Source organism: Bradyrhizobium sp. MI1.11, assembly GCF_055811255.1.
Genome location: NZ_JBVVPM010000005.1, coordinates 139,309 through 165,867 on the forward strand (window position 1 = coordinate 139,309; position 26,559 = coordinate 165,867).

Consider the following 26,559-nt stretch of genomic DNA (forward strand, 5'->3'; position numbering starts at 1 on the left):
GGGGTTTGGGGTCTTCGGGGGTTTTTTTTTTTTAACTTCCATTTAACTGCTCGTGCTAGGGGGGGGGGCCCCCCCCCCCGCGGGGGGGTGGGGGGGGGGGGGGGGGGCCCCCCCCGCGGGGGGCGGGGCCTCTCTCCACGAATGAAGCACTTTCCGTTTAGATAGATACCCCTCATCCGGCGCTTCGCGCCACCTTCTCCCGCAAGGGGAGAAGGGAAGAAGACAGCGCGTGCGGCGTCAGCAATTTCTCGAACTTACAGCCCGCTCGCGCCTTCGTGCTGGAAGCCGAGATAGCTGGCGGCGACGCGCTCGTTCGCCGCAATGTCGCTGGCCTTACCGCTGAGCACGAACTCGCCGAGCTCCATGACATAGGCCTGATCCGCGATCTTCAATGCGGCCTGCGCGTTCTGCTCGACCAGCAGTACGGAGACGCCGGCGGCGCGCAGTTCGGTGACGATGCGGAAAATGTCGGCGACGATGATCGGGGCGAGGCCGAGGCTCGGCTCGTCCAGCATCAGGAGCTTGGGCTCGCCCATCAGGGCGCGGCCCATTGCGAGCATCTGCTGCTCGCCGCCGGAGAGCGTGCCGGCGAGCTGCTTGCGCCGTTCCTTGAGCCGCGGAAACAGCGCGTAGACCCGCTCCATCGAGGCTTTCGCCTTGCTTCTCTCGATGCGGAAGGCCCCCAACTCGAGATTGTCCTCGACATTCATGGTCACGAACAATTCGCGGTGCTCGGGAACGAGGCCAAGTCCCATGGCGACGCGGTCCTCGATGTCGAGTCGCGACAGATCCTGACCTGCGAATGCCACGCGCCCCTTCAGCGGAAAGATGCCCATGATGGCGGAGAGCAGCGTGGTCTTGCCGGCGCCATTGGCGCCGACGATGGTGACGATCTGGTTCTGGCCGACTTCGAGCGAGACCGAGCGCACGGCCTCGACCTTGCCATAGGCGACATGGGCGTCGGCGACGGACAACAGCGCGGTCATGCCGCCACTCCGAGATAGGCCTTGATCACTTCGGGATTGGTCTTGATCGTGGCCGGCGTTCCTTCTGCGATCTTGGTGCCGAAATCGAGCACCACGATGCGGTCGGCGAGGTTCATGACGAAGCCCATGTCGTGCTCGACAAGCAGCACGCTCATGCCGCCGTCGCGCAGCTCCCGCAGGAGGCTCGCGAGCCGCTGCTTCTCCATGTGGCGCAGGCCGGCGGCCGGCTCGTCGAGCAGCAGCAGCATCGGATCGACGCACAACGCACGGGCGATCTCGACGATCCGTTGCTGTCCCAGCGAAAGCGAGCCTGCGAGCTGATGCATCTGCTCGCCAAGTCCGACCCGCTCGATCTGGCGGGCGGCTTCGGCGAGCAGCTTTGCCTCATCAGTGCGGTCGAGCCGCAGCATCGAGGAGATCGGCCCCGAATGGCCGCGCAGATGGGCGCCGATCGCGACGTTCTCCAGCACGGTCATGTCAGGCACCAGCTTGACGTGCTGGAAGGTGCGGGAGATGCCGAGCTTGACGATCTCCTGCGGCGGTGCCCTGTCGACCTTGTTGCCGAGCACGGAGATCGAGCCTGAGGTGGCCGACAGCACGCCGGTGATCAGGTTGAAGGTGGTGCTCTTGCCGGCGCCGTTGGGGCCGATCAGCGCGACGATCTCGCGAGCCAGGACGTCGAAGGAGACGTTGTTCACCGCGACCACGCCGCCAAATTGCTTCCGGGCCTTCTCGACCTGAAGCAGGACGCTGGATTGGCCGGGGGAGCGGGTGCGCTGCTCCAGCTTGAGCGAGGTGTCCGGCTTTTTGCCACCGGTGCGCTGTGGCAGGAACGACATCAGCCAGGGCCAGACGCCGCCGGGTGCGAGCTGGAGCAGCGCCACCAGCATGATGCCGAACACGATGGTCTCGACCTGGCCGGAGCCGGGCAGGATCAGCGGCAGATAGCTCTGCAGCACTTCCTTGAGGACCACGACGAGCGCTGCGCCCAGGACGCCACCCCAGACATAGCCGGCGCCGCCGACCACGGCGATGAAGAGATACTCGATGCCGGCCTGCGCGCCGAACGGCGTCGGGTTCACCGCGCGCTGAAGATGGGCGTAAAGCCAGCCGGAGAGGCCGGCGAGCACGGCCGCATGGATGAACACCAGCATTTTCGCCCGCGGCGTGTGCACGCCGAACGCCTCGGCCGCGACATGGCCGCGCCGGAGCGCGCGGATGGCGCGGCCGGTGCGGGAGTCCAGCAGGTTCATCGTGAGCAGCGCCGAGAGGATCACGGCAACCCAGATCGCGTAGTAGATCGAGCCGGGCGAGAGCATTTTGAACGAGCCGATCGACAGCGGCGGGATGGCCGAGATGCCGTCGTTTCTTCCCAGGAATTCGAGCTTGCTGAAGAGATAGAACAAGCCGAGTCCCCAGGCGAGCGTGCCGAGCGGCAGATAATGGCCGGAGAGACGGACCGTGACGAGACCGAGCAGCACCGCCAGCAATCCGCTGACCACCAGCGACAGCGGTAGCGTTAGCCAGGGCGACATGCCGTAGGTCGTTGACAGCACCGCGGTGGTGTAGGCGCCGAAGCCAACGAAGGCCGCTTGTCCGAACGAGGTCAGGCCGCCGACGCCGGTCAGCAGCACGAGGCCCATCGCGACCAGGGCGGTGAGGCCGACATTGTCGAGCAGCACGATCCAGAACGGGGGCATGCCCGGAACAAAGGGGATCGCCGCCATAATCAGCGCGAAGATGAGGATGGGGAGCCGGCTCTGCATTTTGGCGTCAGTCCTTCTCTTCCTCGACCGCAGGCGCTGCGAGCGAGCGCAGCAGCAGCACGGGAATCAAGAGCATGAAAACGATCACCTCCTTGTAGTTGGAGGCATAGAAGGACGAGAACGCCTCGACGATGCCGACGACCAGCGCCGCGACCGCGGTGAGGGGGTAGCTGACAAGCCCGCCGATGATCGCGGCGACAAAGCCCTTCAGGCCGATCAGGAAGCCCGAGTCGTAATAGAGCGTCGTGATCGGCACGATCATGATGCCCGACAGTGCGCCGATGACGGACGCCAGTAGGAAGGCGATCTGCCCGGATAGCGTGGTGCGGATGCCGACGAGCCGGGCACCGAGCCGGTTCACGGCGGTCGCGCGCAGCGCCTTGCCGTAGAGTGTCAGCCCGAAGAACAGCCACAGCCCGACGATGAAGGCGATGGTAATGCCGTAGACCGTGATGCTCTGGCCTGTGAAGCGCAGCGCGCCGGTGGTGAAAGATCCCGACAGTACGGCAGGTCCGCGCTGACCTTCGGCGCCGAAGAACAATAGGCCTAAACCCTGAAGTGCGAGATGGACGCCCACCGAGGCGATCAGCAGCACCAGCACGGAGGTGTGCGCCAGCGGCTGGAATGCGATGCGGTAGAGAAACAGGCCGATCATCGCCACGATCACCAGCGACAGCGCGATGCAGACCGCAACCGGCGGCTTCTGAGCGGCGTAGTAGACAGTCAGCGCCAGCACGATGGCCGGCAGCACGATGTTGGTCAGGATGCTGCGCAGCACCAGGCGCCCGTGCAGCGCCTTGCGCGCGGCGAACAGGTCGAACGCGAAGGCGCCAAGGCCCAGGGCGAGCGCGAGTTTCGCCGTACCCGGCATCTGGCCCGCGGCCAGCGAGGCATAGGTCAGCGCGCCATAGGTGACGAATTCGCCCTGCGGGATGAGGATGACGCGGGTGACGGCGAACACCAGCACCAGCGCCAGGCCGAGCAGCGCATAAATCGCGCCATTGGTGATGCCGTCCTGCAGCAGGAACAGCATGATGGTGGTATTCAAGACCGGACGCTCCCCCTCAAAGATTCAGGACCGGTCCCCTGATTGTGGTGGACGGTCCGCTCACAGCCATTGAACAGCGCTGACGATATTTGATATGGTCCATAACAATTATCAAATATAACATCAAGAGTGGCGAACGATCCTCCCGAACTTAACGGGATTGCGAGCATGAGGCGATGACCGTTTCCAAAACCGCTGAAAAGTCCTCTGAAAAACCCGCCGAGACCGCCAAGGGCCGCAAGGACGCGGCCGACGGGCCTGGCGAAGCCCTCCAGCTCGGCGAGCTCTCGGAGCAGCTCGGCTATGTCCTGAAGCGGGCACAGCTCAAGGTGTTCGAGAACTTCCTGCGCTGCATGGCCTCGCTCCAGCTCACGCCGGCGCAGTTCTCAGTGCTGCTGTTGGTCGAGAAAAACCCCGGCCGTAACCAGACCGAGATCGCCTCCACCCTCGGCATCCTGCGCCCGAACTTCGTGGCGATGCTCGACAATCTCGAGAGCCGCGACCTTTGCGCGCGGATCCGCTCCACCAACGACCGCCGCTCGCACATCCTGGTGCTGACCGACAAGGGCAAGGCCGTGCTGGCCCGCGCCAAGAAGCTCGTCGCCACCAAGCACGAGGCGCGGCTGAACGAGGTGCTCGGGCCGTCCAACCGCGCAGCCCTGCTCGGGATGCTCTCGAAGATCGCCAACGAGTTTTGACGGTTGATTGCCCCCGGCGACCGGGCATCAAACCCGGAAGCGCGGGCGGGCTGGCCGCGGTTATGCCGCAGCGAACCGGTCGGGCATGGCAGGTGCTTCCGCGGACAGGAAACGGCGCTCGATTTCCACGGCGGGCAAGGGCGGGCTGAACAGATAGCCCTGCATTTCGGTGCAGCCCTCCGCTGCGATCCGATCCCTTTGCTCCTCGGTCTCCACGCCCTCCGCGGTCGTCGTCATGCCCATCCCGCGCGCCAGTGCCGCCACCGCGCGCACGATGCTGAGGGATGCCGCATTGTTTTCCACGCCGCTGACGAACGACCGGTCGATCTTGATCTTGTCGAAGGGGAAGCATTGCAGATAGGTCAATGACGAATAACCGGTGCCGAAATCGTCCATGGCGACCTTGATGCCCAGCGCGCGGAGCTGGTGCAGCGTCGTCAGCGTCCCGTGCCTGTCCTGCAGCAAAACGCTTTCCGTGATCTCGATCTCCAGCCGCCGCGGATCGAGGCCAGAGGCCGCCAGGGTGCCGACGATCACCTCGGTCAGGCCCGGCTGGCGGAATTGCACCGCCGAGATATTGACGGCGACGTGCAGATGGTCCGGCCACCGGCTTGCAGTGGCACAGGCCTGCCGGATCACCCACTCACCGATCGGCACGATCAGGCCGATCTCTTCCGCAAGCGGGATAAAGCTGTTCGGCGCGACCAGTCCGCGTCGTGGATGTCGCCAGCGGATCAAGGCTTCGAAGCCGCTGATCTCGCCGCCGTCGGTCTTCACGACCGGCTGGTAGTGCAGTTCGAACTCGCCGGCGGCAAGGCCGTTGTGCAGGTCCTGCTCCAGCGCGCGGCGGCTTTGCGCCTCTTCGCCCATGGCCGGTTCGAAGAAGCAGTGCATGCCGCGGCCGTCGCTTTTCGCGCGATACAGGGCCAGATCGGCATTGTGCAGGAGTTGCTCGGGCGTCGAGCCGTCGCCGGGCGCAATGGCGATCCCGACGCTCGCGCCCACAATAGCCTGATGTCCGTCGAGCCCGAACGGAGCACTCAGGGCGCTGACAACATCACGCGCCAGCGTGTCCGCTTCGTTCGAATCGGAGATCGGCGACTGGAGGATGACGAATTCATCGCCACCCATACGCGCGACGGTATCGCTGTCGCGGGCGAGCTGCTTGAGGCGGCGGCTGACATCCTGCAGCAGGATGTCGCCGGCCTGGTGGCCAAGGGTGTCGTTGACGGCCTTGAACTTGTCGAGATCGATGTGGTGGATCGCGAACATCCCACCCTGTTCGAGCGCCTGCTTGAGGCGCTGACCGAGCAGGGCGCGATTGACGAGGTCCGTCAGCGCGTCGTGGTGCGCCATATGCGCGATCTGCAATTCCGCCTTGCGCTGCTCGGTGATGTCTTCGTGGGTCGCGACCCATCCGAGATCGGGCATCGGTCGGTGCCTGATCTTGAAGGTCCGCCCGTTCCGCATCTCGACGATGCTGTCCATGGCCTCGGCCGACGTGGCGACATCGGTCCGCCATGTGGCGTATTCCTCCCGCGTCATTGTCGGCACGCTGCCGGCTTCGAAGCGCAGGTCGAGGATCTCCTGGAGCGGCGTGCCCGGACGAACGCGGTCGGGCGGCAGGCCGTACATTTCGATATAGTGCGTGTTGCAGACCAGCAGCCGATGGTCGGCGCTGAAGAAGCAAAGTCCCTGCGACATGTTGTTGATCGCGATGTCGAACTGGAAATTGCGTTCCTGTAGCCGCGCACTGAGCTCTTCGCGCTCTGTAATGTCCTCGTGCGTCGCCATGCCGCCGCCGTCGGGCAGGGGATGGATGGTGTAGGCGATGATTCGTCCGTCGGCGAACTGCTGAACCGTCTGCTCGCTGACGACCGAACCCTCGGTGCGGGCACGGACATAGGCGCCGGCTTCTCCGCCGATGTTCAGGCCCAGTTCGAGCCGATGCTGGATCAGGTCCTTGATCGGCGTGCCCGGGTGCACCTGCTCGGGCGAGAGCGCGTACATCTCGCGGTAGCGCGGATTGCAGAAAATGACCCTGCGGTCGCTGCCGAACAGGATGATCCCGAGCCACAGATTATTGGCGGCGCACTTGAGCAGCTCGCCGAGCACGAGCGGATCAATGCTTGCGACCTCCTGATCATTCTCCGCCATGCGCCTTGCCCCCGAAACGACGCGATTAGAGCAGGCGGTGGTGAATCAGCCCAACAATTCGCCCAGTTTCGGGACATGTTCCTGAAACTGCGGCGAACGCGAGGTTAAGGGCGGCGATGCCCGCCCCCTGGAAAAGAGGACGCCGACGAGAATTCAGAGATCGTTAACCATGTCGTCCCGCCGAACCGCGCGCGGTGCCGGCGGGATGGCGATGCCGCCGTGTCAGTCGACCAGGATCACCCGGATATCGTTCACATTGGTCAGCGTGGGACCCGGCAGCAACAGGTCGCCCGTCGCCTCGAAGAACGTCGTCGCGTCGTTGTTGTCGAGATAGGCCTGCGGCTGCAGCCCCTGCGCCGTCATCTTCGCGAACGTCGCCGCGTCGATCAGCGCGCCGGCGGGGTCGGTGGGGTTGCCGGCACCGCCATCGGCGCCGTCGGTGTCGCCGGCGAGCGCGGAGATGTCAGGCGTGTCCTTCAAGAGGCCGGCGAGCGCCAGCGTGTATTCCTGGTTCGGGCCGCCGCGGCCATTGCCGCGCACGGTGACCGTGAGCTCGCCGCCGGACAGGATCGCGACGCGCTTGCCTTCCGCGCGGGCCTGAAGCGCCAGCCTGGCATGAGCGGCGGCAACGTCGCGGGCCTCGCCTTCGAGGTCGGCGCCGAGATCGATCGTCTCGTAACCGGCCTCATGCGCGAGCCTCACCGCAGCGTCGAGCGATTGCTTCGGACGTGCGATCAGTTCGAAATGCGCGCGCGCGAACGCGGCATCACCGGGCTTGCAGCTCTCGTTGGCGGGGTCGTCCAGCGCGCGGCGGACGGCATCGTCGATGTCGAGCTTGTATTTGGCGACGATGGCGCGCGCATCATTGAGCGTGGTCGGATCGGGCACGGTCGGACCCGAGGCGATCGCCGAGGGGTCGTCATGCGGCACGTCGGAGATCGCAAGCGTCACGATCTCGGCGGCATTTTTGCCGGCGCGCGCCAGCCGCCCGCCCTTGATCCGCGACAGATGCTTGCGCACGACATTCATCTCGCCGATCGGCGCGCCGGAGCGCAGCAGCGCCTTGTTGACCGCCTGCTTCTGCGCGAAGCTGATGCCGTCCACGGGCGCGATCCAGTTCGCCGAGCCGCCGCCGGTGAGCAGCACCAAAAGCAAATCGTCCGGCCCGGCCTCGGCTGCGAGCGCGAGCGTATCGGCCGCGCCCTTCAGGCCGGCTTCGTCAGGCACGGGATGACCGGCCTCGACCACACGGATGCGGCGCGTCGGCACGCCGTAGCCGTGTCGCGTGGTGGCGATGCCGACGAGACGTTCCGGCGCGAGCCCGAGCGCGTCGAGATAATGCCGCTCGGCGGCGGCGGCCATCGCGGCCGCGCCCTTGCCGGCGGCGAGACAGATCACGCGTCCCCTTGGCGCGGGCCGCAGGTGCGGCGCCAGAATCGTGCTCGGATGAGCGGCGGCAACGGCGGCGTCGTAGAGCGCGCGGAGCAGGGGGCGTCGATCGGACATGACGAAGGGCCTTGAGCGGACAGGAAAGACTGGCGGCAAACGCGCCGCTCACCTGCCTACCGCATCATGCGCCAAAGCGTAAGCCGGCTTCACCATCATTCGATTGTGCAATCGCGTGATCATAATCGACGCGCAAGCAAAAACCCCCTGCGATGGTTCGCAGGGGGTTTTCATCGTCGTGGGTATCAGGCGGTTAGCCGCCGACGTCGGCGCTGATCACGTCACCGAACAGCTCCCACTTGTCGCCCTTGAACTTCTCGAGCTGGAGCTGGCTGATCGGCGCGAAGTCGGTCGGAGAGGTGTTGATCTGCACGCCCGGCAGCAGCACTTCGGTGCGGAAGTTCTTCAGGCTGGCGGCCTGCTTCATGACGTTCGCGCGCGTGAGATCGTCGCCGCACTGCTTGAGGACTTGGACCAGGGTCTGCGCCACGCCGTAGCCGACGATGGTGCCGTGGTCGAGCTTGTCGCCGTCCGGAAAGTACTTGTTCATGAACGCGACGAAGTCCTTCATGCCGGGATCGCTGTTCCACGCCGGATCCGAAATGTCCTTCAGGTAGTCGGCGGAGATGATGTCCTGCGAGTTCTCGAACCCGGCGGGCTTGAGCACGCTGCCGACGGACGCCGAGACGTTGTTGAGGAAGTGCAGCGGCTTCCAGCCGATCTCGGCATTCTTCTTGATTGCCTGCGCCGCGAATTTCGGCGTCGTGATGTTCATGAAGACGTCGGCGCCGGTCGATTTCAGCTTGACGATGTGGTTGTCGATGGTCGGCTCGGAGGTCTCGTAGCTCTCCTCCATGACGATCATCGACGCGGCCTTGGCGCCGAGGCCGTCCTTCAGGCCCTTGAGATAATCCTTGCCGTAATCGTCGTTTTGGAACAGCACGGCGATCTTGGCATCCGGCTTGTTCTTGAGCAGCCATTTCGCGTAGATCTGCGTCTCGCTCTGGTAATTGGGCTGCCAGCCCATGGTCCAGGGGAAATCCTTCGGGTCGTTCCACTTGGTGGCGCCGGTCGCGACGAAGAGCTGCGGCACCTTCTTCGAGTTCATGTATTTGTGAATCGCGGAGTTCGGCGGCGTGCCGAGCGAGTTGAAGATGAACAGCACCTCGTCGCTCTCGACCAGCTTGCGCGCCTGCTCCACCGTCTTCGGCGGCGAGTAGGCGTCATCGTAGCTGATGAAGTTGATCTTGCGGCCGTTGATGCCGCCTTCGTCGTTGATCTTCTTGAAATAGGCCGCTTCCGTCCGTCCGATGATGCCGTAGGCGGAGGCCGGTCCGCTGTAGGGCATGATGTTGCCGATCTTGATCTCGGTATCGGTCGCGCCGGTATCGTATTTCTTCTGGGCCGATGCAGTGGAGGCCGAGGCCGCAATGAGCGCGAGCGCGAGTGAGGCGGCCGCAAGTTTGCCGGTGACAGCGGGCATTCCTATCTCCCTATTTTCTTGGTGTGTGCGCGTCCCTTTTCTTGTGTTGCCTGTTTTTGCTGACGCAGCCGCAATTCAATACGATTTACCGGACGCCTTCAACAGAAAGCCCCTGCGGCGGGGGCGCAGGGGCTGCTTCTTTAGTAGTCACGGACCGGCGCGCGCTCGTGTGCGACTGCGAGAAGGTGCATCCGCCTGAGTTGACGAACCGATCTGGAGCGAGTTTGAGTTGCGTGGCTTCAGTGGCCGAGCTCGCTCGAGATGATGTCCCCGAACAGCTCCCATTTCCGGCCTTTGAACCGCATCATCTGGAGCTGCTCGATCGGGGCGAAATTATCGGCTGCGGTGTTGATCTTGATGCCGGGCAACAGGGTGTCGGGCTCGAAATCCTTCAGGCTTGCCGCCTGCTTCATGACGTTGTCGCGGGTGAGGTCGTCGCCGCACATTTGCAGCACCTTCACCATGGTCTGCGCGGCGGCATAGCCGAACACCACGCCGGCATCGAGCTTGTTGGCCTTGGGATCGTATTTGGCGAGGAAGTTGTAGAACTTCTTCATGCCGTCATCGGCATTCCATTGCGGGTCGGAGCCGTCCTTGGTGTAGCTCGCCGACAGGATGCCTTGCGAGATCTCGAGCCCCGCCGGCTCGAGCACGCCGCCGACGGAAGCCGAGACGTTGGAGATGATGTGGACCGGATGCCAGCCGATCTCGGCCGCTTTCTTGATCGCTTGCGCTGCAAATTTCGGCGTGGTGATGCTGACGAAGATGTCGGCGCCGGAGGCCTTCAATTTCACGACGTGCTCGTCGATCGCCGGCTCCGAAGTGTCGTAACCGTCTTCCAGCACGATCATCGAGGCCTTGGGCCCAAGGCCGTCCTTCAGCCCCTTGAGATAGTCCTTGCCGAAATCGTCGTTCTGGTAGAGCACGCCGATCTTGCCGTCCGGCTTCTCCTTCATGATGTACTTGGCGTAGATGCGCGCCTCGCTCGCGTAGCTCGGCTGCCAGCCCATGGTCCAGGGATATTGCTTCGGATCGTTCCACTTCGAAGCGCCGCTCGCCACGAACAATTGCGGCACCTTCTTCTCGTTCATGTATTTGCGAATGGCGCCGTTGGTGGAGGTGCCGAGCGAGCCGAAGATCAGCAGCACCCCGTCGCTCTCGACCAGCTTGCGGGCCTGCTCCACCGTCTTCGGCGGCGAATAGCCGTCGTCGTAGGAGATGAACTTGATCTTGCGGCCGGCGATGCCGCCCTCGGCATTGATCTTGTTGAAATAGGCTTCCTCGGCTTTGCCGATCGCCGCATAGGCGGAGGCCGGGCCGCTATAGGGCATGATGTTGCCGATCTTGATCTCGGTATCGGAAGCGCCGCTGTCGTATTTCTTCTGCGCCAGGGCTGGGCCGCTCATCGCAGTGCACAACGCGAATGCGGCCAGTACGCCCGCAACCTGAAATCGAACGGCAGTCATCTTTCTCCACCCGGAACGGATCGCCGCCGCATTGAACAAGATTGATGCGGGACGTCAACAAAAAGCCCCCGCGATCGTTCGCGGGGGCTTCTCGAGGTGTCGGACTATTGCGTCAGAGCGTCACTCGGTGGCGATGTCGCCGCTGATGATTTCGCCGAAGAGTTCCCACTTCTCGCCCTTGAAGCGCTGCATCTGGAGCTGCGCGATCGGGGCGAAGTCGGTGGGGCCGGTGTTGATCTTGACGCCGGGCAGCAAGGTGTCCGGTGCGAAATCCTTCAACGAGGCCGCCTGCTTCATGATGTTGGCCCGGGTCAGATCGTCGCCGCACATCTCCAGGACCTTGGCCAGCGTCGACGCTGCGCCGTAGCCATAGACCATGCTGGTGTCGGACTTGTCGGCACCCGGCATGTACTTGTCGACGAACTCGTTCCACTTCTTCATGCCGGGGTCGTTGGCCCACTGCGGGTCCGTGGAGTCCTTGGCATAGGCCGCCGACAGCACGCCCTGTGAGGCCTCGAAGCCGGCCGGCTTCATCACGCTGCCGACCGAGATCGACACGTTGGTGAGGATCTGCAGCGGCTTCCAGCTCAGCTCCGCGGTCTTCTTGATGGTCTGGGCCGCGAACTTCGGCGTCGCGTAGATCAGGAGCACGTCGGGATTGGCCGCCTTAATCTTGACGATGTGACCGTCGATCGAGGGCTCGGACACCTCGTAGCTTTCTTCCATGATGATCATGGACGCGCCCTTGGCGCCCAAGCCGTCCTTGGTGCCCTTGAGGTAGTCTTTGCCGAAATCGTCGTTCTGATAGAGGATCGCGATCTTGGCGTCGGGCTTTTCCTTCAACAGCCATTTCGCGTAGATCTGCGCTTCGCTCTGGTAGGAGGGCTGCCAGCCCATGGTCCAGGGGAAGTTCTTCGGGTCGTTCCACTTGGTGGCGCCGGTGGCGACGAACAGCTGCGGGATCTTCTTGGCGTTCAGATACTTCTGGATCGCGCTGTTCGAGGGCGTGCCGAGCGGGTTGAACACGACGATCACTTCGTCGCTCTCGACCAGCTTGCGGACCTGCTCCACGGCCTTTGGCGGCGAATAGCCGTCGTCATAGGTGACGAAGTTGATCTTGCGGCCGTTGATGCCGCCCTTGTCGTTGATCATCTTGAAATAGGCTTCTTCGGTCTTGCCGATGATGCCATAGGCCGACGCCGGACCGCTGTACGGCATGATGTTGCCGATCTTGATCTCGGTATCGGACGCGCCGGTGTCGTATTTTTTCTGGGCAAAAGCGGCGCCGGAGGTGAGAGTGATGACCGCCGTTGCCGTTACCAGCGCAGCGGTTCGCAGTGTTCTTTCAAAAAACAATTCGGGTCTCCTTGGCTTAATCAACGGGTTGTCAGTTCTTTCTGAGCCGGCCGACGAGTTGCTGGCCCATGATCGCGATCTGCCTCGCGCCGTGCGGCACCAGGTAGATGACGGCGAACAGGAGTACGCCGAATACGGCGCCGGAGAGGCCCTTGGAGATGCCCTCCGCCATGTTCGGCACGAAGATGATGAAGGCTGCGCCGACGAACGAGCCGGGCAGCCAGCCGACGCCACCGACGACCATGCCGAGGAACAGCGAGATCGCGAGCGTGATCGTGTAGCTGTCGGGCGCGACGAACTGCACGGCGATGGCGCCAAGCGAGCCGGCAACGCCGGTGATGCCGGCGGACACGCCGAAGGCCAGTGTCTTGTACAGTGCGACGTTGACGCCCATCGAGGAGGCCGCGATCTCGTTGTCGCGGATCGCCATGAAGGCGCGGCCCGAGCGGGAGCGCAGCAGGTTCACCGAGAAGATGTAGATCGCGAGCACGACCGCGAGCGAGAAGTAGTAGAGCCAGGTGTCCTGCGACATCGGCAACCCGAACGGCGCGTCGGGCTTGGTGACGACGAGGCCCTGCACGCCGCCCGTCCAGTGCTCGAGGAAGTTCAGCTTCAGTAGCTGCGGCATCGCGGTGGCAAGCGCAAAGGTCGCGAGCGCGAGATAGACGCCCGACAGCCGCAGCGCCGGCTTGCCGAACAGGTAGCCGAAGGCGAAGCAGACCGCGGCGGAAACCGGAATTGTCAGCGCATAGTTGACGTTGAAGTACTCCATCAGCACCGCCGACGTATAAGCGCCCACGGCATAGAAGGCGCTCTGGCCGAGCGAGAACTGGCCGGAGCCGCCCGTCAGAATGTTCAAGGCCAGCACCGCGAGCCCGTAGATCAGGAGCATCGTCATCTGGAAGATGATGAAGTTCTTCACGAACATCGGCACGATCAACAGCACCGCCAGCACTAGCAGGGAGGTGCCCGTGCCCAGCGTCATCGCCCGCTTCGGAACCGCCTCGACGGCCGGGGCTTCCGTGACGACGTCTTCTGCAGCGCTCATGATCAAACTCGCTTGACAATTTGCCGGCCGAACAGGCCAGCGGGTTTGACGACCAGGACGGAAATGATCAGCGCGAGCGCGATCGGAAGCTTCAGCTCGTTGCCGACGCCGGGAATGTAGGTGCCGGCGAGGTTTTCGAAGACGCCGACCAGGAAGCCGCCGACCACGGCGCCGAACGGGCTGGTCAATCCGCCGAGCACCGCCGCAGCGAAGCCGTAGATCAGCACGCCGCCCATCATGTTGGGCTCGAGGAACACGACCGGTGCGATCAGCATGCCGGCGATCGCACCGATCGCGGACGCCATGCCCCAGCCCAGCGCAATCATCCAGCTCGTGTTGATGCCGACCAGCCGCGCCGATTCAGGCACGGAGGCGGCCGCGCGCATGGCGAGGCCGATCTTGGTGTACTGGAAGAAGAAGTAGAGGCCGAGCAGCAGCAGCACGGTGACGCCGATCATGCCGGCCTGGTGGGTCGAGATCAGCTGGCTACCGAGGAACGGCGAGGAGCCGAACGGGGTCGGATACTGCTTGATGGTGAAGTCCCAGATCAGGCCTGCCGAGGAGTTGATGATCGCGAACAGCGCGATGAAGCCGGCGACGTTGGTCAGCACCGGCGCCTTGGCGAGCGGCTTGAACAGGATGCGCTCGATCGCGATGCCGCCGACAAAGGACAATGCCAGCGTGATCACGAAGGCGGCCCAATAGGGGATGCCCCATTGCATCAGCTGCCAGGAGATGAAGGTCGAGAACATCGCCATCTCGCCCTGAGCGAAGTTGAGATGGTCGATCGCCTGATAGATCATGACCACGGCGAGCGCCATGCAGGCGTAGATCGCGCCCGTGGCGATGCCGGCCAGCACTTGGTTGGTGAACAGCTCCATCGTGCCGGCTCCTCAGTAACCCAGGTAGGATTTGCGGATTTCTTCGTTGTTCGCGATGTCCTTGGCGTTGCCCGACATCACGATGCGCCCGGTCTCGATCACATAGGCCTGGTCGGCGAGCTCGAGCGCGAGCTGGGCGTTCTGCTCGACCACCAGGATCGACACCTTGTCCTCGCGGTTGATCTTGCCGAGGATGCCGAACAGGTCGCGCACGACTAGCGGCGCCAGTCCGAACGAGGGCTCGTCCAGCAGCATCAGCCGCGGCCGCAGCATGAGGGCGCGGGCGACCGCGAGCATCTGCTGCTCGCCGCCCGAGAGCGTGCCGGCCTGCTGCGTATGCCGCTGCTTGAGCACCGGGAAATGCGCATACATGCGCTCGATGTCGGAGACGATGCCGGCGCTGTCCTTGCGGGTGATGGCGCCGAGCTGGAGGTTTTCCTCCACCGTCATGGTGGTGAAGGTGCCGCGGCCCTGCGGCACATGGGCGATGCCGAACCGCACGATGCTTTCGGTGGAGCGGTTGTTCAGCGGCTTGCCGTCGAACTCGATGCCGCCGGTCGAGCGCACCATGTTGCAGATCGCGCGCAGCGTGGTGGTCTTGCCGGCGCCGTTGGCCCCCAGCAGCGTGGTCAGCGATCCCTCGCTGAGCGAGAAGGACAGGCCGTGGAGCGCCTGGACCTGGCCGTAATAGGCGCGCAGGTCCTTGACGTTGAGGAGCGTCGTCATTGGTCCTTGCTCCCGAGATAGGCCTTGATGACGTCGGGATCCGCCTGCACCTGGGCCGGCGTGCCTTCCGCGAGCTTCTTGCCGAAATTCAGCGCGACGACGTGGTCGGCGATCGACATCACGAGGCCCATGTGATGCTCGACCAGCAGCACGGTCATATGGCGTTCGTCGCGGATGCGGCGGATGAGGTCGCCGAGCACGTAGACTTCCTCGTGGTTGAGGCCGCCGGCGGGCTCGTCGAGCAGCAGGATCTTCGGATCGGCAGCGAGCGCGCGCGCCAGCTCGACGCGCTTCTGCGTGCCGAACGGCAGGCCCGACACGACGGTGTGGGCGACGTCCTCGAGGTCGAGATAGGCGAGGATCTCATGCACCTTCTTGTTGACGTCGCTCTCGCTGCGGCGAACCCAGGCCAGCCGCAGCGAGTCGCTGATGATGTCGCTGGAGGTGCGGGCATGGGTGCCGACGCGGACATTGTCCATCACCGACAAATTCGGAAACAGCGCCACGTTCTGGAAAGTGCGGCCGATGCCGATCTCCGCGATCCGGTGCGGCGGGCGCGTCAGGATGCTCGCGCCCTCCATCAGGATGTCGCCGGACGACGGCTGGTACAGCCGCGAGAGGCAGTTGAAGAGCGTGGTCTTGCCGGCGCCGTTAGGGCCGATCAAGCCGAGGATCTGGCCCTTGTGCATGTCAAAGGACACGCCGTTGAGCGCGACGATGCCGCCGAACACGACGCTGACGTCGCGAACCGCGAGCAGGGGCGATGTCCCCTGCGCGAGTTGTGCCTGCGTCATCTCGTCTCGCCCACTGTGTTCAGTGAGCGAAGGGGCGATGTGAACCGCTCCCGATGACGACAAAGGCTATCTGATCCCCTCGGCCACACGCGCAACTTTCCCTCCTGATTTCAGCTTTTTGCTGACGTCTTTTTTGGAATGCGGCATCAGACCCCCAAGTGCCGCTTCGATGTTCCTTACCATCGCAAGCAGACGCGGTCCAATGTCGTTGATCAAACGCTCTTCCGTGAAGCGGAATGCCGGCGCGCCGCAATTGAATGCGTAAGGACCGGTTCCGTCGTTGAGCCTGAGCGCGACGCCGGCGGCGCCGATATCGTCGTGCCAGTCGCCGACCGAAATCGCAAATCCGTATTTCGCGACCGTCTCGCCGGAGCGTTCCAAACCGTCGCGCATCTTGGGCCAGCGGCTGCCGTAATGTTCGCGCAAGACACGAGACAGTTCCGCCCGATCGTTTTCCTCGAGCGCCCAAAAATAGGCGCGGCCCATCGCGCTGGTTGCAATCGGCACGCGGGAGCCGACGTCAAGTTGAACGCCGACCGTCTCGCTGCCGCGGCTTTGCCCGAAATAGATCATGCTGTGACGGTCGCGGCCGCCGACGGCAACGGCTCCGCCGGTCGCGCGCATCATTTCCTCGCGGAACGGTTCGGACAAATGCCGAACGCCGAGATTGGACAACGCGGCGTAGCCGAGCGCCATCGCGGCCGGCGCAAGCTGATATTTCTCGAAGCGGGGAACCGGCGTCAGATAGCCGAGCTTCGTCAACGTATAGGTCAGCCGCGAAACGGTCGGTTTGGGCAAATTGGTACGGGCCGCGATTTCCTGATTGCCAAGAAGTCCGTCGCTGGGCTGGAATGCGCGCAATACGTCTAGCCCGCGGGAAAGCGCGACGACGAAATTCCGATCGGTCGCTGTCTTCTTTCCTGTACGCTTCATCCCTGATCTGCTTCTTGCGCGGAGTCGTTGACAAGCCACGTGCTTCAAAATAACCCTGCCGTCAAGATGCGGAATTAAATTCCGCAGTGCGAAATTGAACAAAAGTTACCCCACCAAGGAGGGACACCGTGAGCGAAGTGGTCAAGCTTGAGCGTCATGACGAAGTCGGGATCGTCACGGTCGACAGCCCTCCGGTCAACGCGCTGAGCGCCGCGGTTCGCGGCGGAATTCTGGAATGCATCAAGGCCGCGGTCGCCGATCCCGCAATCAAGGGCATCGTGCTGACCTGCGCCGGCCGTACCTTCATCGCAGGCGCCGACATCACCGAATTCGGCAAGCCGCCGAAGCCGCCCGCCCTCAACGACGTGCTTTCCGAGATCGAGAATTCACCGAAGCCGGTCGTTGCCGCGATCCACGGCACCGCGCTCGGCGGCGGCCTCGAGGTCGCGCTCGCCTGTCATTTCCGCGTTGCGGTGAAGGAAGCCAAGCTCGGCCTGCCCGAGGTGAAGCTCGGCCTGCTGCCGGGCGCCGGTGGCACTCAGCGCCTGCCGCGCGCAGTCGGACCGGAGCTCGCGGTCAAGATGATCGTCGGCGGTGATCCGATCGGCGCTGCGGAAGCGCTGAAGAACGGTCTGATCGAGGAGATCGTCGAGGGCCCGGCCGCCGGAGGCGAAGCCTTCGTACGAAAGCTGCTGGCTGAAAAGCGTCCGCTGCGCCGCCTGCGTGACGACGACTCCAAGATCGCGGCGGCCAAGGCCGACCGCTCGATCTTCACCAATGCGGTCGCGGCCATGACCAAGAAGTCACGCGGCCTGGAAGCGCCGTTCGCGGCGGCCGACGCCGTCGGCTACGCCATCGACCTGCCATTCGATGAAGGGCTGAAGAAGGAGCGCGAGGGCTTCCTGAAGCTCGTCGCCAGCGATCAGTCCAAGGCGCAGCGTTATGCCTTCTTCGCCGAGCGCGAGGCCAGCAAGATCGCCGGCGTTCCTGAGGGGACCAAGCCGCGGCCCGTGAACCGCGTCGCCATCCTCGGCGCCGGTACGATGGGCGGCGGCATCGCGATGTCCTTTGCCAATGCCGGCGTTCCCGTCACTCTGATCGAGACCGGCGAGGAGCAGCTCAAGCGCGGCATGGGCATCATGCAGAAGAACTGGGAAGCGACCGCGGCGCGCGGCGGCATCCCGGCGGACGCGCCCGCCAAGCGCATGGCGCTGATCAACGGCGTCGTGGGCATCGAGAACGTCGGCGACGCCGACCTCGTCATCGAAGCCGTGTTCGAGACCATGGCGGTGAAGAAGGAAGTGTTCGGCAAGCTCGACCAGTACGTTAAGCCGGGCGCCGTGCTCGCCTCCAACACCTCGTACCTGAACATCGACGAGATCGCGAAGTCGACCAAGCGGCCGCAGGACGTGCTCGGCATGCACTTCTTCTCGCCCGCCAACGTCATGAAACTGTGCGAGATCGTGCGCGCCGACAAGACCGCGCCCGATGCCCTCGTCACGGCTGTCTCGATCGCACGCAAAATCGCAAAGGTGCCGGCCGTGGTCGGTGTCTGCGACGGCTTTGTCGGCAACCGCATGCTGGCCCAGCGCGGCAAGCAGTCGGAGAAACTGCTGTTCGAAGGCGCGCTTCCGCAGCAGGTCGACGCCGTCGTGACGAAGTTCGGCATGCCGATGGGGCCGTTCGCCATGGGCGACCTCGCCGGCCTCGACATCGGCTGGCGCTCGCGCAAGGACCGCGGCATCAAATCGGAGATCGCGGATGCGCTCTGTGAAGCCGGGCGCTTCGGCCAGAAGACCGGCAAGGGCTATTACAAATACGAAGCCGGCTCCCGTTCGGCGCTGCCGGATCCGGAAGTCGAGAAGCTGATCGACGAGACGCTGCTTCGTTTGGGCCGCAAGAAGCGCGTCGTCAGCGACGACGAGATCCTCGAGCGCATGATGTATCCGATGATCAACGAGGGCGCAAAGATCCTGGAAGAAGGCATTGCCGCGCGCCCGTCCGATATCGACGTGGTCTGGCTCTATGGCTACGGCTGGCCGATCTACCGCGGCGGCCCGATGTTCTGGGCCGACACCGTCGGCCTCAAGCACATCGCCGATCGTCTCTCTTTCTATGCCAAGGAGACCAACGACCCCAGCCTCGAGCCCGCGCCGCTGCTGAAGAAGCTCGCGGCCGAAGGCAAGACCTTTGCGTCATTGGCCGCGACATCAAAGGCGGCGTGATTGGATTGGGCTCGGTGACCGCGAACACCTTCGCCAGGGCAACGCTCTCTCCGTTCCCTCCCCCCTTGTGGGGGAGGGTCAGGGAGGGGGGTAGCCCCGGGCGAGGTCCGAGTTCGTGGCACCCCCTTCCCCAACCCTTCCCCACAAGGGGGAAGGGAGCCCGTCTGTCCGTACCCGCCTTACGTTTGCAGAGCATTGATCGTTGATGACCCATCCCGGCGAACAGTTTTATCCCGAGGGCGTGCGCTGGGACGAGACCATCGTCCAGGGCCCGTTGCCTGACCTGCTGGCAAAAGCCGCCGCAGAGTACGGACCGCGCACCGCGCTGGAATTCCGGGATCGTCCGATCACCTACACCGAACTCGCCGCGATGGCGGAGCGTGCGGCTGCCGCGTTCCTGCGCGCCGGTTGCGGCAAGAATGCTTCCATCGCCCTGTTCCTCGGCAATACGCCGGACCACCCCGTCAATTTCTTCGGCGCGCTGAAGGCCGGCGCCCGTGTCGCGCATCTCTCACCGCTCGACGGCGAGATCGCGCTGACCCACAAGATCTCCGATTCCGGTTCGCGCCTGCTCGTCACCACCAACCTCGCGGCGCTGCTGCCGACCGCGCTGAAATTCCTGGACAAGGGCCTGATCGACCGCCTGATCGTCTGCGAGGAGGACAGTTGGGGCAGGGTCGGCACGCCGCAGGCACCGATCCCCGATGATCCCCGCATCGTCACCTTCAGGGCCTTTGTCGAGGGCGCCACTGCGCCGGCAGAGTGGCCGCAAGTGAGCGCCGACGATGTCGCGCTGCTGCAATATACCGGCGGCACCACCGGCCTGCCCAAGGGCGCCATGCTGACGCACGGCAATCTCACCTCGGCGGTGTCGATCTTCGACATCTGGGGCAAGCCGTCCCGAGCCGCGCGTGGCGACGTGGTCGAGCGCGTGATCGGCGTGCTGCCGCTGTTCCACATCTATGCGCTGAGCCTCGTGCTGCTGTGCTCGCTCCGCCGCGGCTATCTGATCTCGCTGCATCAGCGCTTCGATGTCGAAGCCGTGATGCGCGACATCGAGGTCAAGCGCGCGACCTATTTCCCAGGCGTGCCGACGATGTGGATCGCGATTGCAGCGCTCCCGGATCTCGACAAGCGCGACTTCTCCTCGCTCAGCACCATTGGCTCCGGCGGCGCGCCGCTGCCGGTGGAGATTGCGAGTTTCTTCGAGCGCAAGGTCGGCAAGAAGCTCAAGAGCGGCTGGGGCATGACCGAGACCTGCTCGCCCGGCACCGGCCATCCGCCCACAGGCCCTGACAAGCCGGGCTCGATCGGCCTGATGCTGCCCGGCATCGAACTCGACGTCGTTTCCCTGGAAGATCCCACAAAAGTGCTGCCGCCGGGCGAAGTCGGCGAGATCCGCATCAAGGGCCCGAACGTCACCATGGGCTACTGGAACAAGCCCGAGGGATCCGCGGAGGCCTTCGTCGACGGCCGCTTCGTCACCGGCGACATCGGCTATGTCGATAGCGACGGCTATTTCTTCCTGGTCGACCGCAAGAAGGACATGATCATCTCCGGCGGCTTCAACGTTTATCCGCAAATGATCGAGCAGGCGATCTACACCCTACCAGGCGTGCACGAGGTGATCGTGCTCGGCATTCCCGACTCGTATCGCGGCGAGGCCGCAAAAGCCTTCATCAAGCTCAGGCCCGGCGCAAAGCCGTTCTCGCTCGACGAGCTGCGCGCGCAGCTCGCCGGCAAGCTCGGCAGGCACGAATTGCCGGCGGAGGTCGAATTCGTCGACGATCTGCCGCGCACGCCGGTCGGAAAGCTGTCGCGCCATGAGTTGCGCCAGCAGCAGAAACCATCACAATCCGCCCAACTTGTCACCCGACTTGCATCAGGAGATCGCTCTTGACCGACGCCGTCATCGTTTCCACCGCCCGCACCCCGATCGGGAAGGCCTATCGCGGCGCGCTCAACGCCACCGAGGGCGCAACGCTGCTCGGCCACGCCATCGGCGAGGCCGTCGCGCGCGCCAAGGTCGACCCCAAGGAGGTCGAGGACGTCGTGATGGGCGCAGCGCTCCAGCAGGGCGCTACCGGCGGCAACATCGCGCGCAAGGCGCTGCTCCGTGCCGGCCTGCCGGTTACCGTCGCCGGCACCACCATCGACCGGCAATGCGCCTCGGGCCTGCAGGCGATCGCGCTCGCCGCACGTTCGGTGATCTTCGACGGCGTCGAAATCGCGGTCGGCGGTGGCGGCGAGTCCATCTCGCTGGTGCAGAACGACAAGATGAATGGCTTCCACGCGCAGGACCCGGCGCTGCTCGAGATCAAGGGCGAGGTCTACATGCCCATGATCGACACGGCGGAGATCGTCGCCAAGCGCTACGGCATCTCGCGCGAGAAGCAGGACGAATATTCGCTGGAGAGCCAGCGCCGCACGGCCGCGGCCCAGCAGGGCGGCAAGTTCAGGGACGAACTCGCGCCGATCACCACCAGGATGGCGGTGACCGACAAGGCGACCGGTGCAGTCTCGTTCAAGGACGTCACGCTCTCGCAGGACGAGGGCCCGCGCCCCGAGACCACCGCTGAAGGTCTCGCCGGCCTCAAGGCCGTGCGCGGCGAGGGATTTTCGGTCACCGCCGGCAATGCCAGCCAGCTTTCGGACGGCGCCAGCGCGAGCGTGATCATGAGCGACAAGGAAGCGGCGAAGCGCGGGCTGAACCCGCTCGGCATCTTCCGCGGCTTCGTCTCCGCCGGCTGCGAGCCGGACGAGATGGGCATCGGCCCGGTGTTCGCGGTGCCGCGCCTGCTCAAGCGTCATGGCCTCACCGTCGACGACATCGGCCTGTGGGAGCTCAACGAAGCCTTCGCGGTGCAGGTGCTGTATTGCCGCGACAAGCTCGGCATCGACCCCGACAAGATCAACGTCGACGGTGGCGCGATTGCGGTCGGCCATCCCTACGGCATGTCGGGCGCGCGCCTCACCGGCCACGCTCTGATCGAAGGCCGCCGCCGCAAGGCGAAGTACGCGGTCGTCACCATGTGCGTCGGCGGCGGCATGGGCGCGGCGGGGCTTTTTGAGGTGTTGCAGTAGCCGTCGTCCTGGCGAAAGCCAGGACCCATACTCCGCAGCCGGAGTGTGGTGCTCAGACAGCCTTCGCATAACGAAGGCCGGTAGTAATGGGTCCTGGCTTTCGCCAGGACGACGAGGAAACAGGAGGATCCGATGGATCTCGCATTCACGAAAGAAGAGCAGGCGTTTCGCGAGGAAGTGCGGTCATTCTTCCGCGACAACGTGCCGCCGGATACCCGGCGCAAGCTGGTCGAGGGCCGCCACCTCTCGAAGGACGAGATGGTGACGTGGTGGCGCATCCTCAACAAGAAGGGTTGGGGCGTCAGCCACTGGCCCAAGCAATATGGCGGCACCGGCTGGACCTCCGTGCAGCACTACATCTTCAACGAGGAGCTGCAGTCCTATCCGGCGCCGCAGCCGCTCGCCTTCGGCGTCAGCATGGTCGGTCCCGTGATCTACACCTTCGGCAATGAAGAGCAGAAGAAGCGGTATCTGCCCCGCATCGCCAATGTCGACGATTGGTGGTGCCAGGGTTTCTCCGAGCCCGGCTCCGGCTCCGACCTCGCCTCGCTGAAGACGAAGGCCGAGCGCAAGGGCGACAAGTGGATCATCAACGGCCAGAAGACCTGGACCACGCTCGCCCAGCACGCCGACATGATCTTCTGCCTCTGCCGCACCGACCCGTCCGCCAAGAAGCAGATGGGCATCTCCTTCATCGTGTTCTCGATGAAGTCGAAGGGCGTCACCGTGCGTCCGATCCAGACCATCGACGGCGGCGCCGAGGTTAACGAGGTCTTCTTCGACGACGTCGAAGTGCCCTACGAGAACCTGATCGGCGAGGAGAACAAGGGCTGGGACTACGCGAAATTCCTGCTCGGCAATGAGCGCACCGGCATCGCCCGCGTCGGCGTCTCCAAGGAGCGGCTGCGCCGCATCCGCGACCTCGCCGGCAAGGTCGAATCCGGCGGCAAGCCGATCATCCAGGACGCGGCCTTCCGCGACAAGCTCGCGGCCTGCGAGATCGAGCTGAAGGCGCTCGAGCTGACGCAGCTCCGCGTCGTCGCCGACGAAGGCAAGCACGGCAAGGGCAAGCCCAATCCGGCTTCCTCGGTGCTGAAGATCAAGGGCTCCGAGATCCAGCAGACCACCACCGAGCTGCTGATGGAAGTGATCGGCCCGTTCGCAGCGCCCTACGACGTGCACGGCGACGACGGCTCGAACGAAGCCATGGACTGGACCGCCCAGATCGCGCCGAGCTACTTCAACAACCGCAAGGTCTCGATCTACGGCGGCTCCAACGAGATCCAGCGCAACATCATCGCCAAGGCGGTGCTGGGGCTGTGATCGATTGAATACAGGACGGTGTCGTCCCCCGCGAAGGCGGGGGACCCAGTACGCCGCGGCGGTCGTGAGTACAAGCGGACGGCTGCGTTTACTGGATCCCCGCTCCAGTGCGCAATTGCGCACAAGGCGGGGATGACGTCTGAGAGTGAGGCGACGGCACGGCAATTCCGGCCGATTTGGAGAGAAACATGGATTTTGATCTGAACGAGGAGCAGCGGCTTCTCAAGGAAAGCATCGACGGCCTCTTGACCGATTCCTACGATTTCGAGAGCCGCAAGAAGTACATGAAGGAGAAGGGCGGCTGGAGCCGGACCGTCTGGGGCAAGCTCGCCGAGCAGGGCCTGCTCGGTCTGCCCTTCGCGGAGGCCGATGGCGGCTTCGGCGGCGGCGGCGTCGAGACCATGATCGTGATGGAAGCGCTCGGCAAGGCGCTGGTGCTCGAGCCTTATCTCGCAACCGTCGTGATCGGCGGCGGCTTCCTGCGCCATGCGGGCAGCGATGGGCAGAAGGCCGCGCATGTGCCCAGCATCGTCGACGGCAGCAAGACGCTCGCCTTTGCCCAGCTTGAGAAGAACTCGCGCTACGATCTCTTCGACGTCACCACGACGGCGAAGAAGAGGGGTGATGGTTGGGTCATCGACGGCGAGAAGTTCGTCGTGCTCAACGGCGAGAACGCAGACACCCTCATCGTGACCGCGCGCACCAGGGGCGAGCGCCACGACAAGAGCGGCATCGGCGTGTTCCTGGTGCCGGCCAACGCCAAGGGCGTCGCCAAGAAGTCGTATCCGACCCAGGACGGCCTGCACGCCGCCGACATCACCTTCACCGGCGTCGAGGTCGGTGCCGACGCCGCGCTCGGCAATCCCGACGATTCGCTCGCGCTGATCGAGCGTGTGGTCGACGAAGCCCGCATCGCGCTCTGCGCCGAAGCGGTCGGCCTGATGGACGAATCGCTCAAGACCACGGTCGAGTACATCAAGACGCGCAAGCAGTTCGGTGTCGCGATCGGCTCGTTTCAGTCGCTGCAGCACCGCGCCTCCGACATGTTCGTCGCCACCGAGCAGGCGCGATCGATGTCGATGTTCGCGACCATGGCTGCTGATTTCGAGGACGCCAAGGAGCGCAGCAACGCCGTTGCCGCGGCCAAGGTGCAGATCGGCAAGTCGCTGAAGTTCGTGGGGCAGCAGGCGATCCAGCTCCACGGCGGCATCGGCATGACCATGGAGGCGAAGATCGGCCATTACTTCAAGCGCCTGACCATGATCGAGAACTCGTTCGGCGACACCGACTACCATCAGCGCCGCGTGGCGGATGGTGGCGGGTTGATCTAGGGCTCTCCACCGTCATTGCGAGCGAAGCGAAGCAATCCAGAGTCTTTCCGCGGAGACGGTCTGGATTGCTTCGTCGCTACGCTCCTCGCAATGACGGAGTACGCGGCCTCAACGGAGCAACAACAATGAAAAACACCCCGTTCGATCTCACCGGCAAGGTCGCCGTGGTCACCGGCTCCAGCCGCGGCATTGGCCGCTCTTCCGCCGAACTGCTCGCAAAGCTCGGCGCCAAAGTCGTGGTCTCCTCGCGCAAGGCCGATGCCTGCCAGGACGTCGCCGACGGCATCAAGGCGGCCGGCGGCGAGGCAACCGTCATTCCCTGCAACATCGCGCGCAAGCAAGAGGTCGAGGCGCTGATCGCGGGCACGATCAAGCACTACGGCAAGATCGACATCCTCGTCTGCAACGCCGCCGTCAACCCGTATTACGGCCCGCTGCTCGACATCACCGACGAAGCCTTCGACAAGATCATGGGCTCGAACGTCAAGAGCAACATCTGGCTCTCCGCGCTGGCGATCCCGCAGATGGCCGAGCGCGGCAACGGCTCCGTCGTCATCATCTCCTCGATCGGGGGCCTGCGCGGTTCGACCGTGATCGGCGCCTACGGCATCTCGAAAGCCGCTGACTTCGCGCTGTGTCGTTCGCTCGCCGGCGAATGGGGCCCGAAAGGCGTCCGCGTCAACTGCATCGCGCCCGGCCTCGTCAAGACCGACTTTGCCCGCGCGCTGTGGGAAGACGAAGCAAATCTAAAGCGCCGCACCGCCACCACCCCGCTGCGCCGCATCGGCGAACCCGACGAAATCGCAGGCGCGGTGGCCTACCTCGCCTCGGATGCTTCGAGCTTCATGACCGGACAGACCATCGTCATCGACGGCGGCGTGACCACGGCGGCGCCGTAGCCGCCGCTCCTCCGCTACGGGCGGCGCTCGGCCAAGGTGCGTTCGATGGCGCTCTCGATGGCGCGTACGACGATCAGGGCCGAACGTTCGTCGAGATGCACGCCGTCGTCCCAACGCAGCTCGCGTCGCGGCGGATCGATCGGCAGCCAAAGCGCGCGATCCGGGAAGGCTTCGTCGACGATCTCGTTGGTGATCCGGACCATGCGCGAGCCTTCGATCTCCGGCGCAAACGGAACGTGAATCAGAAACACGCGGGTGCCGCGCCGCTGCAGTTCCTCGATGAGCTGTCTGACGCGGACCACATTCGCGCGTACCGGCACGGTCGGGTCAGCTTCGTTCATCTGCTCCAGCGCGCGGTCGAGATAGACCTTGTTGTCGAACGTGCCCGGCGGCTGGCTGAGCAGGCGATCCCGCTCGGCGCGCGCCCGGGCGGGATCGGGTTCACCGTGTTTCCAGCTTTCATAGCCCGCGACCGCTGTTCGCACCGGGCGCAGCAGCAGCGCTTCGGTACGCGCGCCGCCGGAAAATTTCTCGATCAGCGCGCTATCCGGCTCGCGCGTCAGGACATTCGTCTCGATCAGCACGATCTTCGGCGGGGTCGGTCGGTTCGCGACGATCTCGAGACCCGTCACCGGTGAGCCGCCCGCCAGCGAAAGATTGCGGACGCGCGGCGGCGAGAAATACTCCTCCTTGAGGCGCCAGGCGACCGAGCTGCCGACCAGCACGATATCAGGCGTGGGATCCCGCACATAGCGGTTGAGACTGACGAGGCTGCCGCCGCGGGTCGTGACCGCCGGCTGCTGCAGGGCCGAGCCGATGCGCGCCGTGGTGAAGGCGCAGGCCAGCAGCAGCGCGGCTGCCGCCACCGCGCACTTGATCAGCCATGAAAGCGAAAAATCCTGCTGCATG

21 protein-coding genes are annotated in these 26,559 nt (G+C 64.4%); 7 read left to right on the top strand and 14 right to left on the bottom strand.

Annotation, left to right across the window (positions count from 1 at the left end; genetic code table 11):
• Positions 1–254: 254 nt before the first annotated feature.
• The 3 genes from AC0L30_RS07330 to AC0L30_RS07340 are packed head-to-tail and all read right to left on the bottom strand — an operon-like array spanning position 255 to position 3,800.
• On the bottom strand, positions 255–986 hold the full coding sequence (locus tag AC0L30_RS07330) for an ABC transporter ATP-binding protein (protein ID WP_007599691.1): 732 nt from the start codon (positions 984–986) through the stop codon (positions 255–257).
• Positions 983–2,752, bottom strand: a complete 1,770-nt coding sequence (locus AC0L30_RS07335) for a branched-chain amino acid ABC transporter ATP-binding protein/permease (protein WP_354200451.1) — start codon at positions 2,750–2,752, stop codon at positions 983–985. Before AC0L30_RS07335 ends, AC0L30_RS07330 begins: the two co-directional genes overlap by 4 nt.
• A 7-nt stretch (positions 2,753–2,759) precedes the next feature.
• Positions 2,760–3,800: a branched-chain amino acid ABC transporter permease gene (locus tag AC0L30_RS07340; protein WP_354200450.1), complete on the bottom strand. Its 1,041-nt coding sequence runs from the start codon at positions 3,798–3,800 to the stop codon at positions 2,760–2,762.
• A 176-nt stretch (positions 3,801–3,976) separates the two neighbouring features.
• On the opposite strand from AC0L30_RS07340, the gene AC0L30_RS07345 reads away from it, so the two are divergent.
• The gene (locus AC0L30_RS07345; protein WP_219682933.1) at positions 3,977–4,498 is read left to right on the top strand and encodes a MarR family winged helix-turn-helix transcriptional regulator; all 522 of its coding nucleotides are present in this window, start codon (positions 3,977–3,979) and stop codon (positions 4,496–4,498) included.
• 60 nt (positions 4,499–4,558) lie between these two features.
• On the opposite strand, the gene AC0L30_RS07350 is transcribed toward AC0L30_RS07345, so the two are convergent.
• From AC0L30_RS07350 to AC0L30_RS07395, 10 genes are all read right to left on the bottom strand, one after another.
• The gene (locus tag AC0L30_RS07350; RefSeq protein WP_354200449.1) at positions 4,559–6,655 is read right to left on the bottom strand and encodes a putative bifunctional diguanylate cyclase/phosphodiesterase; all 2,097 of its coding nucleotides are present in this window, start codon (positions 6,653–6,655) and stop codon (positions 4,559–4,561) included.
• A 222-nt stretch (positions 6,656–6,877) separates the two neighbouring features.
• Entirely contained in the window at positions 6,878–8,161 is a 1,284-nt protein-coding gene (locus tag AC0L30_RS07355; protein WP_354200448.1) for a glycerate kinase type-2 family protein, read from the bottom strand.
• Positions 8,162–8,354: 193 nt separating this feature from the next.
• Positions 8,355–9,584 (bottom strand): ABC transporter substrate-binding protein, encoded by a 1,230-nt coding sequence (locus AC0L30_RS07360; protein WP_007599704.1) that lies wholly within the window; start codon positions 9,582–9,584, stop codon positions 8,355–8,357.
• Positions 9,585–9,823: 239 nt separating this feature from the next.
• A complete protein-coding gene (locus AC0L30_RS07365; RefSeq protein ID WP_354200447.1) occupies positions 9,824–11,050 on the bottom strand; it encodes an ABC transporter substrate-binding protein in 1,227 nt (408 codons plus the stop codon).
• Between the two features lie 120 nt (positions 11,051–11,170).
• Positions 11,171–12,406 carry an ABC transporter substrate-binding protein gene (locus tag AC0L30_RS07370; protein WP_007599706.1) on the bottom strand — a complete coding sequence of 412 codons (1,236 nt, stop codon included), beginning with the start codon at positions 12,404–12,406 and terminating at the stop codon, positions 11,171–11,173.
• Positions 12,407–12,437: 31 nt separating this feature from the next.
• Positions 12,438–13,454, bottom strand: a complete 1,017-nt coding sequence (locus tag AC0L30_RS07375) for a branched-chain amino acid ABC transporter permease (RefSeq protein WP_007599707.1) — start codon at positions 13,452–13,454, stop codon at positions 12,438–12,440.
• 2 nt (positions 13,455–13,456) lie between these two features.
• The gene (locus tag AC0L30_RS07380) at positions 13,457–14,335 is read right to left on the bottom strand and encodes a branched-chain amino acid ABC transporter permease (RefSeq protein WP_007599708.1); all 879 of its coding nucleotides are present in this window, start codon (positions 14,333–14,335) and stop codon (positions 13,457–13,459) included.
• Between the two features lie 12 nt (positions 14,336–14,347).
• Positions 14,348–15,061: an ABC transporter ATP-binding protein gene (locus tag AC0L30_RS07385; RefSeq protein WP_007599709.1), complete on the bottom strand. Its 714-nt coding sequence runs from the start codon at positions 15,059–15,061 to the stop codon at positions 14,348–14,350.
• A complete protein-coding gene (locus tag AC0L30_RS07390) occupies positions 15,058–15,855 on the bottom strand; it encodes an ABC transporter ATP-binding protein (protein ID WP_007599710.1) in 798 nt (265 codons plus the stop codon). The genes AC0L30_RS07385 and AC0L30_RS07390 overlap by 4 nt, the downstream gene beginning before the upstream one ends.
• A 66-nt stretch (positions 15,856–15,921) precedes the next feature.
• On the bottom strand, positions 15,922–16,788 hold the full coding sequence (locus AC0L30_RS07395; RefSeq protein WP_007599713.1) for an IclR family transcriptional regulator: 867 nt from the start codon (positions 16,786–16,788) through the stop codon (positions 15,922–15,924).
• A 128-nt stretch (positions 16,789–16,916) separates the two neighbouring features.
• On the opposite strand from AC0L30_RS07395, the gene AC0L30_RS07400 reads away from it, so the two are divergent.
• The 6 genes from AC0L30_RS07400 (at position 16,917) to AC0L30_RS07425 (ending at position 25,650) form a co-directional block, all read left to right on the top strand.
• Positions 16,917–19,013, top strand: a complete 2,097-nt coding sequence (locus AC0L30_RS07400) for a 3-hydroxyacyl-CoA dehydrogenase NAD-binding domain-containing protein (RefSeq protein ID WP_354200446.1) — start codon at positions 16,917–16,919, stop codon at positions 19,011–19,013.
• Positions 19,014–19,218: 205 nt separating this feature from the next.
• Positions 19,219–20,913 carry a dicarboxylate--CoA ligase PimA gene (pimA, locus tag AC0L30_RS07405; RefSeq protein WP_354200445.1) on the top strand — a complete coding sequence of 565 codons (1,695 nt, stop codon included), beginning with the start codon at positions 19,219–19,221 and terminating at the stop codon, positions 20,911–20,913.
• Positions 20,910–22,097 carry an acetyl-CoA C-acyltransferase gene (locus AC0L30_RS07410; RefSeq protein WP_354127154.1) on the top strand — a complete coding sequence of 396 codons (1,188 nt, stop codon included), beginning with the start codon at positions 20,910–20,912 and terminating at the stop codon, positions 22,095–22,097. Before pimA ends, AC0L30_RS07410 begins: the two co-directional genes overlap by 4 nt.
• Before the next feature lie 132 nt (positions 22,098–22,229).
• On the top strand, positions 22,230–23,420 hold the full coding sequence (gene pimC / locus AC0L30_RS07415; RefSeq protein ID WP_007599723.1) for a pimeloyl-CoA dehydrogenase large subunit: 1,191 nt from the start codon (positions 22,230–22,232) through the stop codon (positions 23,418–23,420).
• Positions 23,421–23,608: 188 nt separating this feature from the next.
• Positions 23,609–24,751: a pimeloyl-CoA dehydrogenase small subunit gene (gene pimD, locus AC0L30_RS07420; protein ID WP_473404098.1), complete on the top strand. Its 1,143-nt coding sequence runs from the start codon at positions 23,609–23,611 to the stop codon at positions 24,749–24,751.
• A gap of 125 nt (positions 24,752–24,876) precedes the next feature.
• Entirely contained in the window at positions 24,877–25,650 is a 774-nt protein-coding gene (locus tag AC0L30_RS07425; RefSeq protein ID WP_007599725.1) for an SDR family NAD(P)-dependent oxidoreductase, read from the top strand.
• Between the two features lie 14 nt (positions 25,651–25,664).
• Here the strand turns inward: AC0L30_RS07425 and AC0L30_RS07430 are convergent, their stop codons facing one another.
• On the bottom strand, positions 25,665–26,558 hold the full coding sequence (locus AC0L30_RS07430) for a hypothetical protein (RefSeq protein WP_354200443.1): 894 nt from the start codon (positions 26,556–26,558) through the stop codon (positions 25,665–25,667).
• Between the last annotated feature and the right edge of the window lies 1 nt (position 26,559).

Excerpts from the sequence above, each read along its gene's own strand:
- AC0L30_RS07330 (WP_007599691.1), bottom strand. The coding sequence starts at position 986 with ATGACCGCGCTGTTGTCCGTCGCCGACGCCCATGTCGCCTATGGCAAG.
- AC0L30_RS07335 (WP_354200451.1), bottom strand. The coding sequence starts at position 2,752 with ATGCAGAGCCGGCTCCCCATCCTCATCTTCGCGCTGATTATGGCGGCG.
- AC0L30_RS07345 (WP_219682933.1), top strand. The coding sequence starts at position 3,977 with ATGACCGTTTCCAAAACCGCTGAAAAGTCCTCTGAAAAACCCGCCGAG.
- AC0L30_RS07350 (WP_354200449.1), bottom strand. The coding sequence starts at position 6,655 with ATGGCGGAGAATGATCAGGAGGTCGCAAGCATTGATCCGCTCGTGCTC.
- AC0L30_RS07355 (WP_354200448.1), bottom strand. The coding sequence starts at position 8,161 with ATGTCCGATCGACGCCCCCTGCTCCGCGCGCTCTACGACGCCGCCGTT.
- AC0L30_RS07360 (WP_007599704.1), bottom strand. The coding sequence starts at position 9,584 with ATGCCCGCTGTCACCGGCAAACTTGCGGCCGCCTCACTCGCGCTCGCG.
- AC0L30_RS07365 (WP_354200447.1), bottom strand. The coding sequence starts at position 11,050 with ATGACTGCCGTTCGATTTCAGGTTGCGGGCGTACTGGCCGCATTCGCG.
- AC0L30_RS07375 (WP_007599707.1), bottom strand. The coding sequence starts at position 13,454 with ATGAGCGCTGCAGAAGACGTCGTCACGGAAGCCCCGGCCGTCGAGGCG.
- AC0L30_RS07380 (WP_007599708.1), bottom strand. The coding sequence starts at position 14,335 with ATGGAGCTGTTCACCAACCAAGTGCTGGCCGGCATCGCCACGGGCGCG.
- AC0L30_RS07385 (WP_007599709.1), bottom strand. The coding sequence starts at position 15,061 with ATGACGACGCTCCTCAACGTCAAGGACCTGCGCGCCTATTACGGCCAG.
- AC0L30_RS07390 (WP_007599710.1), bottom strand. The coding sequence starts at position 15,855 with ATGACGCAGGCACAACTCGCGCAGGGGACATCGCCCCTGCTCGCGGTT.
- AC0L30_RS07395 (WP_007599713.1), bottom strand. The coding sequence starts at position 16,788 with ATGAAGCGTACAGGAAAGAAGACAGCGACCGATCGGAATTTCGTCGTC.
- pimA (WP_354200445.1), top strand. The coding sequence starts at position 19,219 with ATGACCCATCCCGGCGAACAGTTTTATCCCGAGGGCGTGCGCTGGGAC.
- pimC (WP_007599723.1), top strand. The coding sequence starts at position 22,230 with ATGGATCTCGCATTCACGAAAGAAGAGCAGGCGTTTCGCGAGGAAGTG.
- pimD (WP_473404098.1), top strand. The coding sequence starts at position 23,609 with ATGGATTTTGATCTGAACGAGGAGCAGCGGCTTCTCAAGGAAAGCATC.
- AC0L30_RS07425 (WP_007599725.1), top strand. The coding sequence starts at position 24,877 with ATGAAAAACACCCCGTTCGATCTCACCGGCAAGGTCGCCGTGGTCACC.
- AC0L30_RS07430 (WP_354200443.1), bottom strand. The coding sequence starts at position 26,558 with ATGCAGCAGGATTTTTCGCTTTCATGGCTGATCAAGTGCGCGGTGGCG.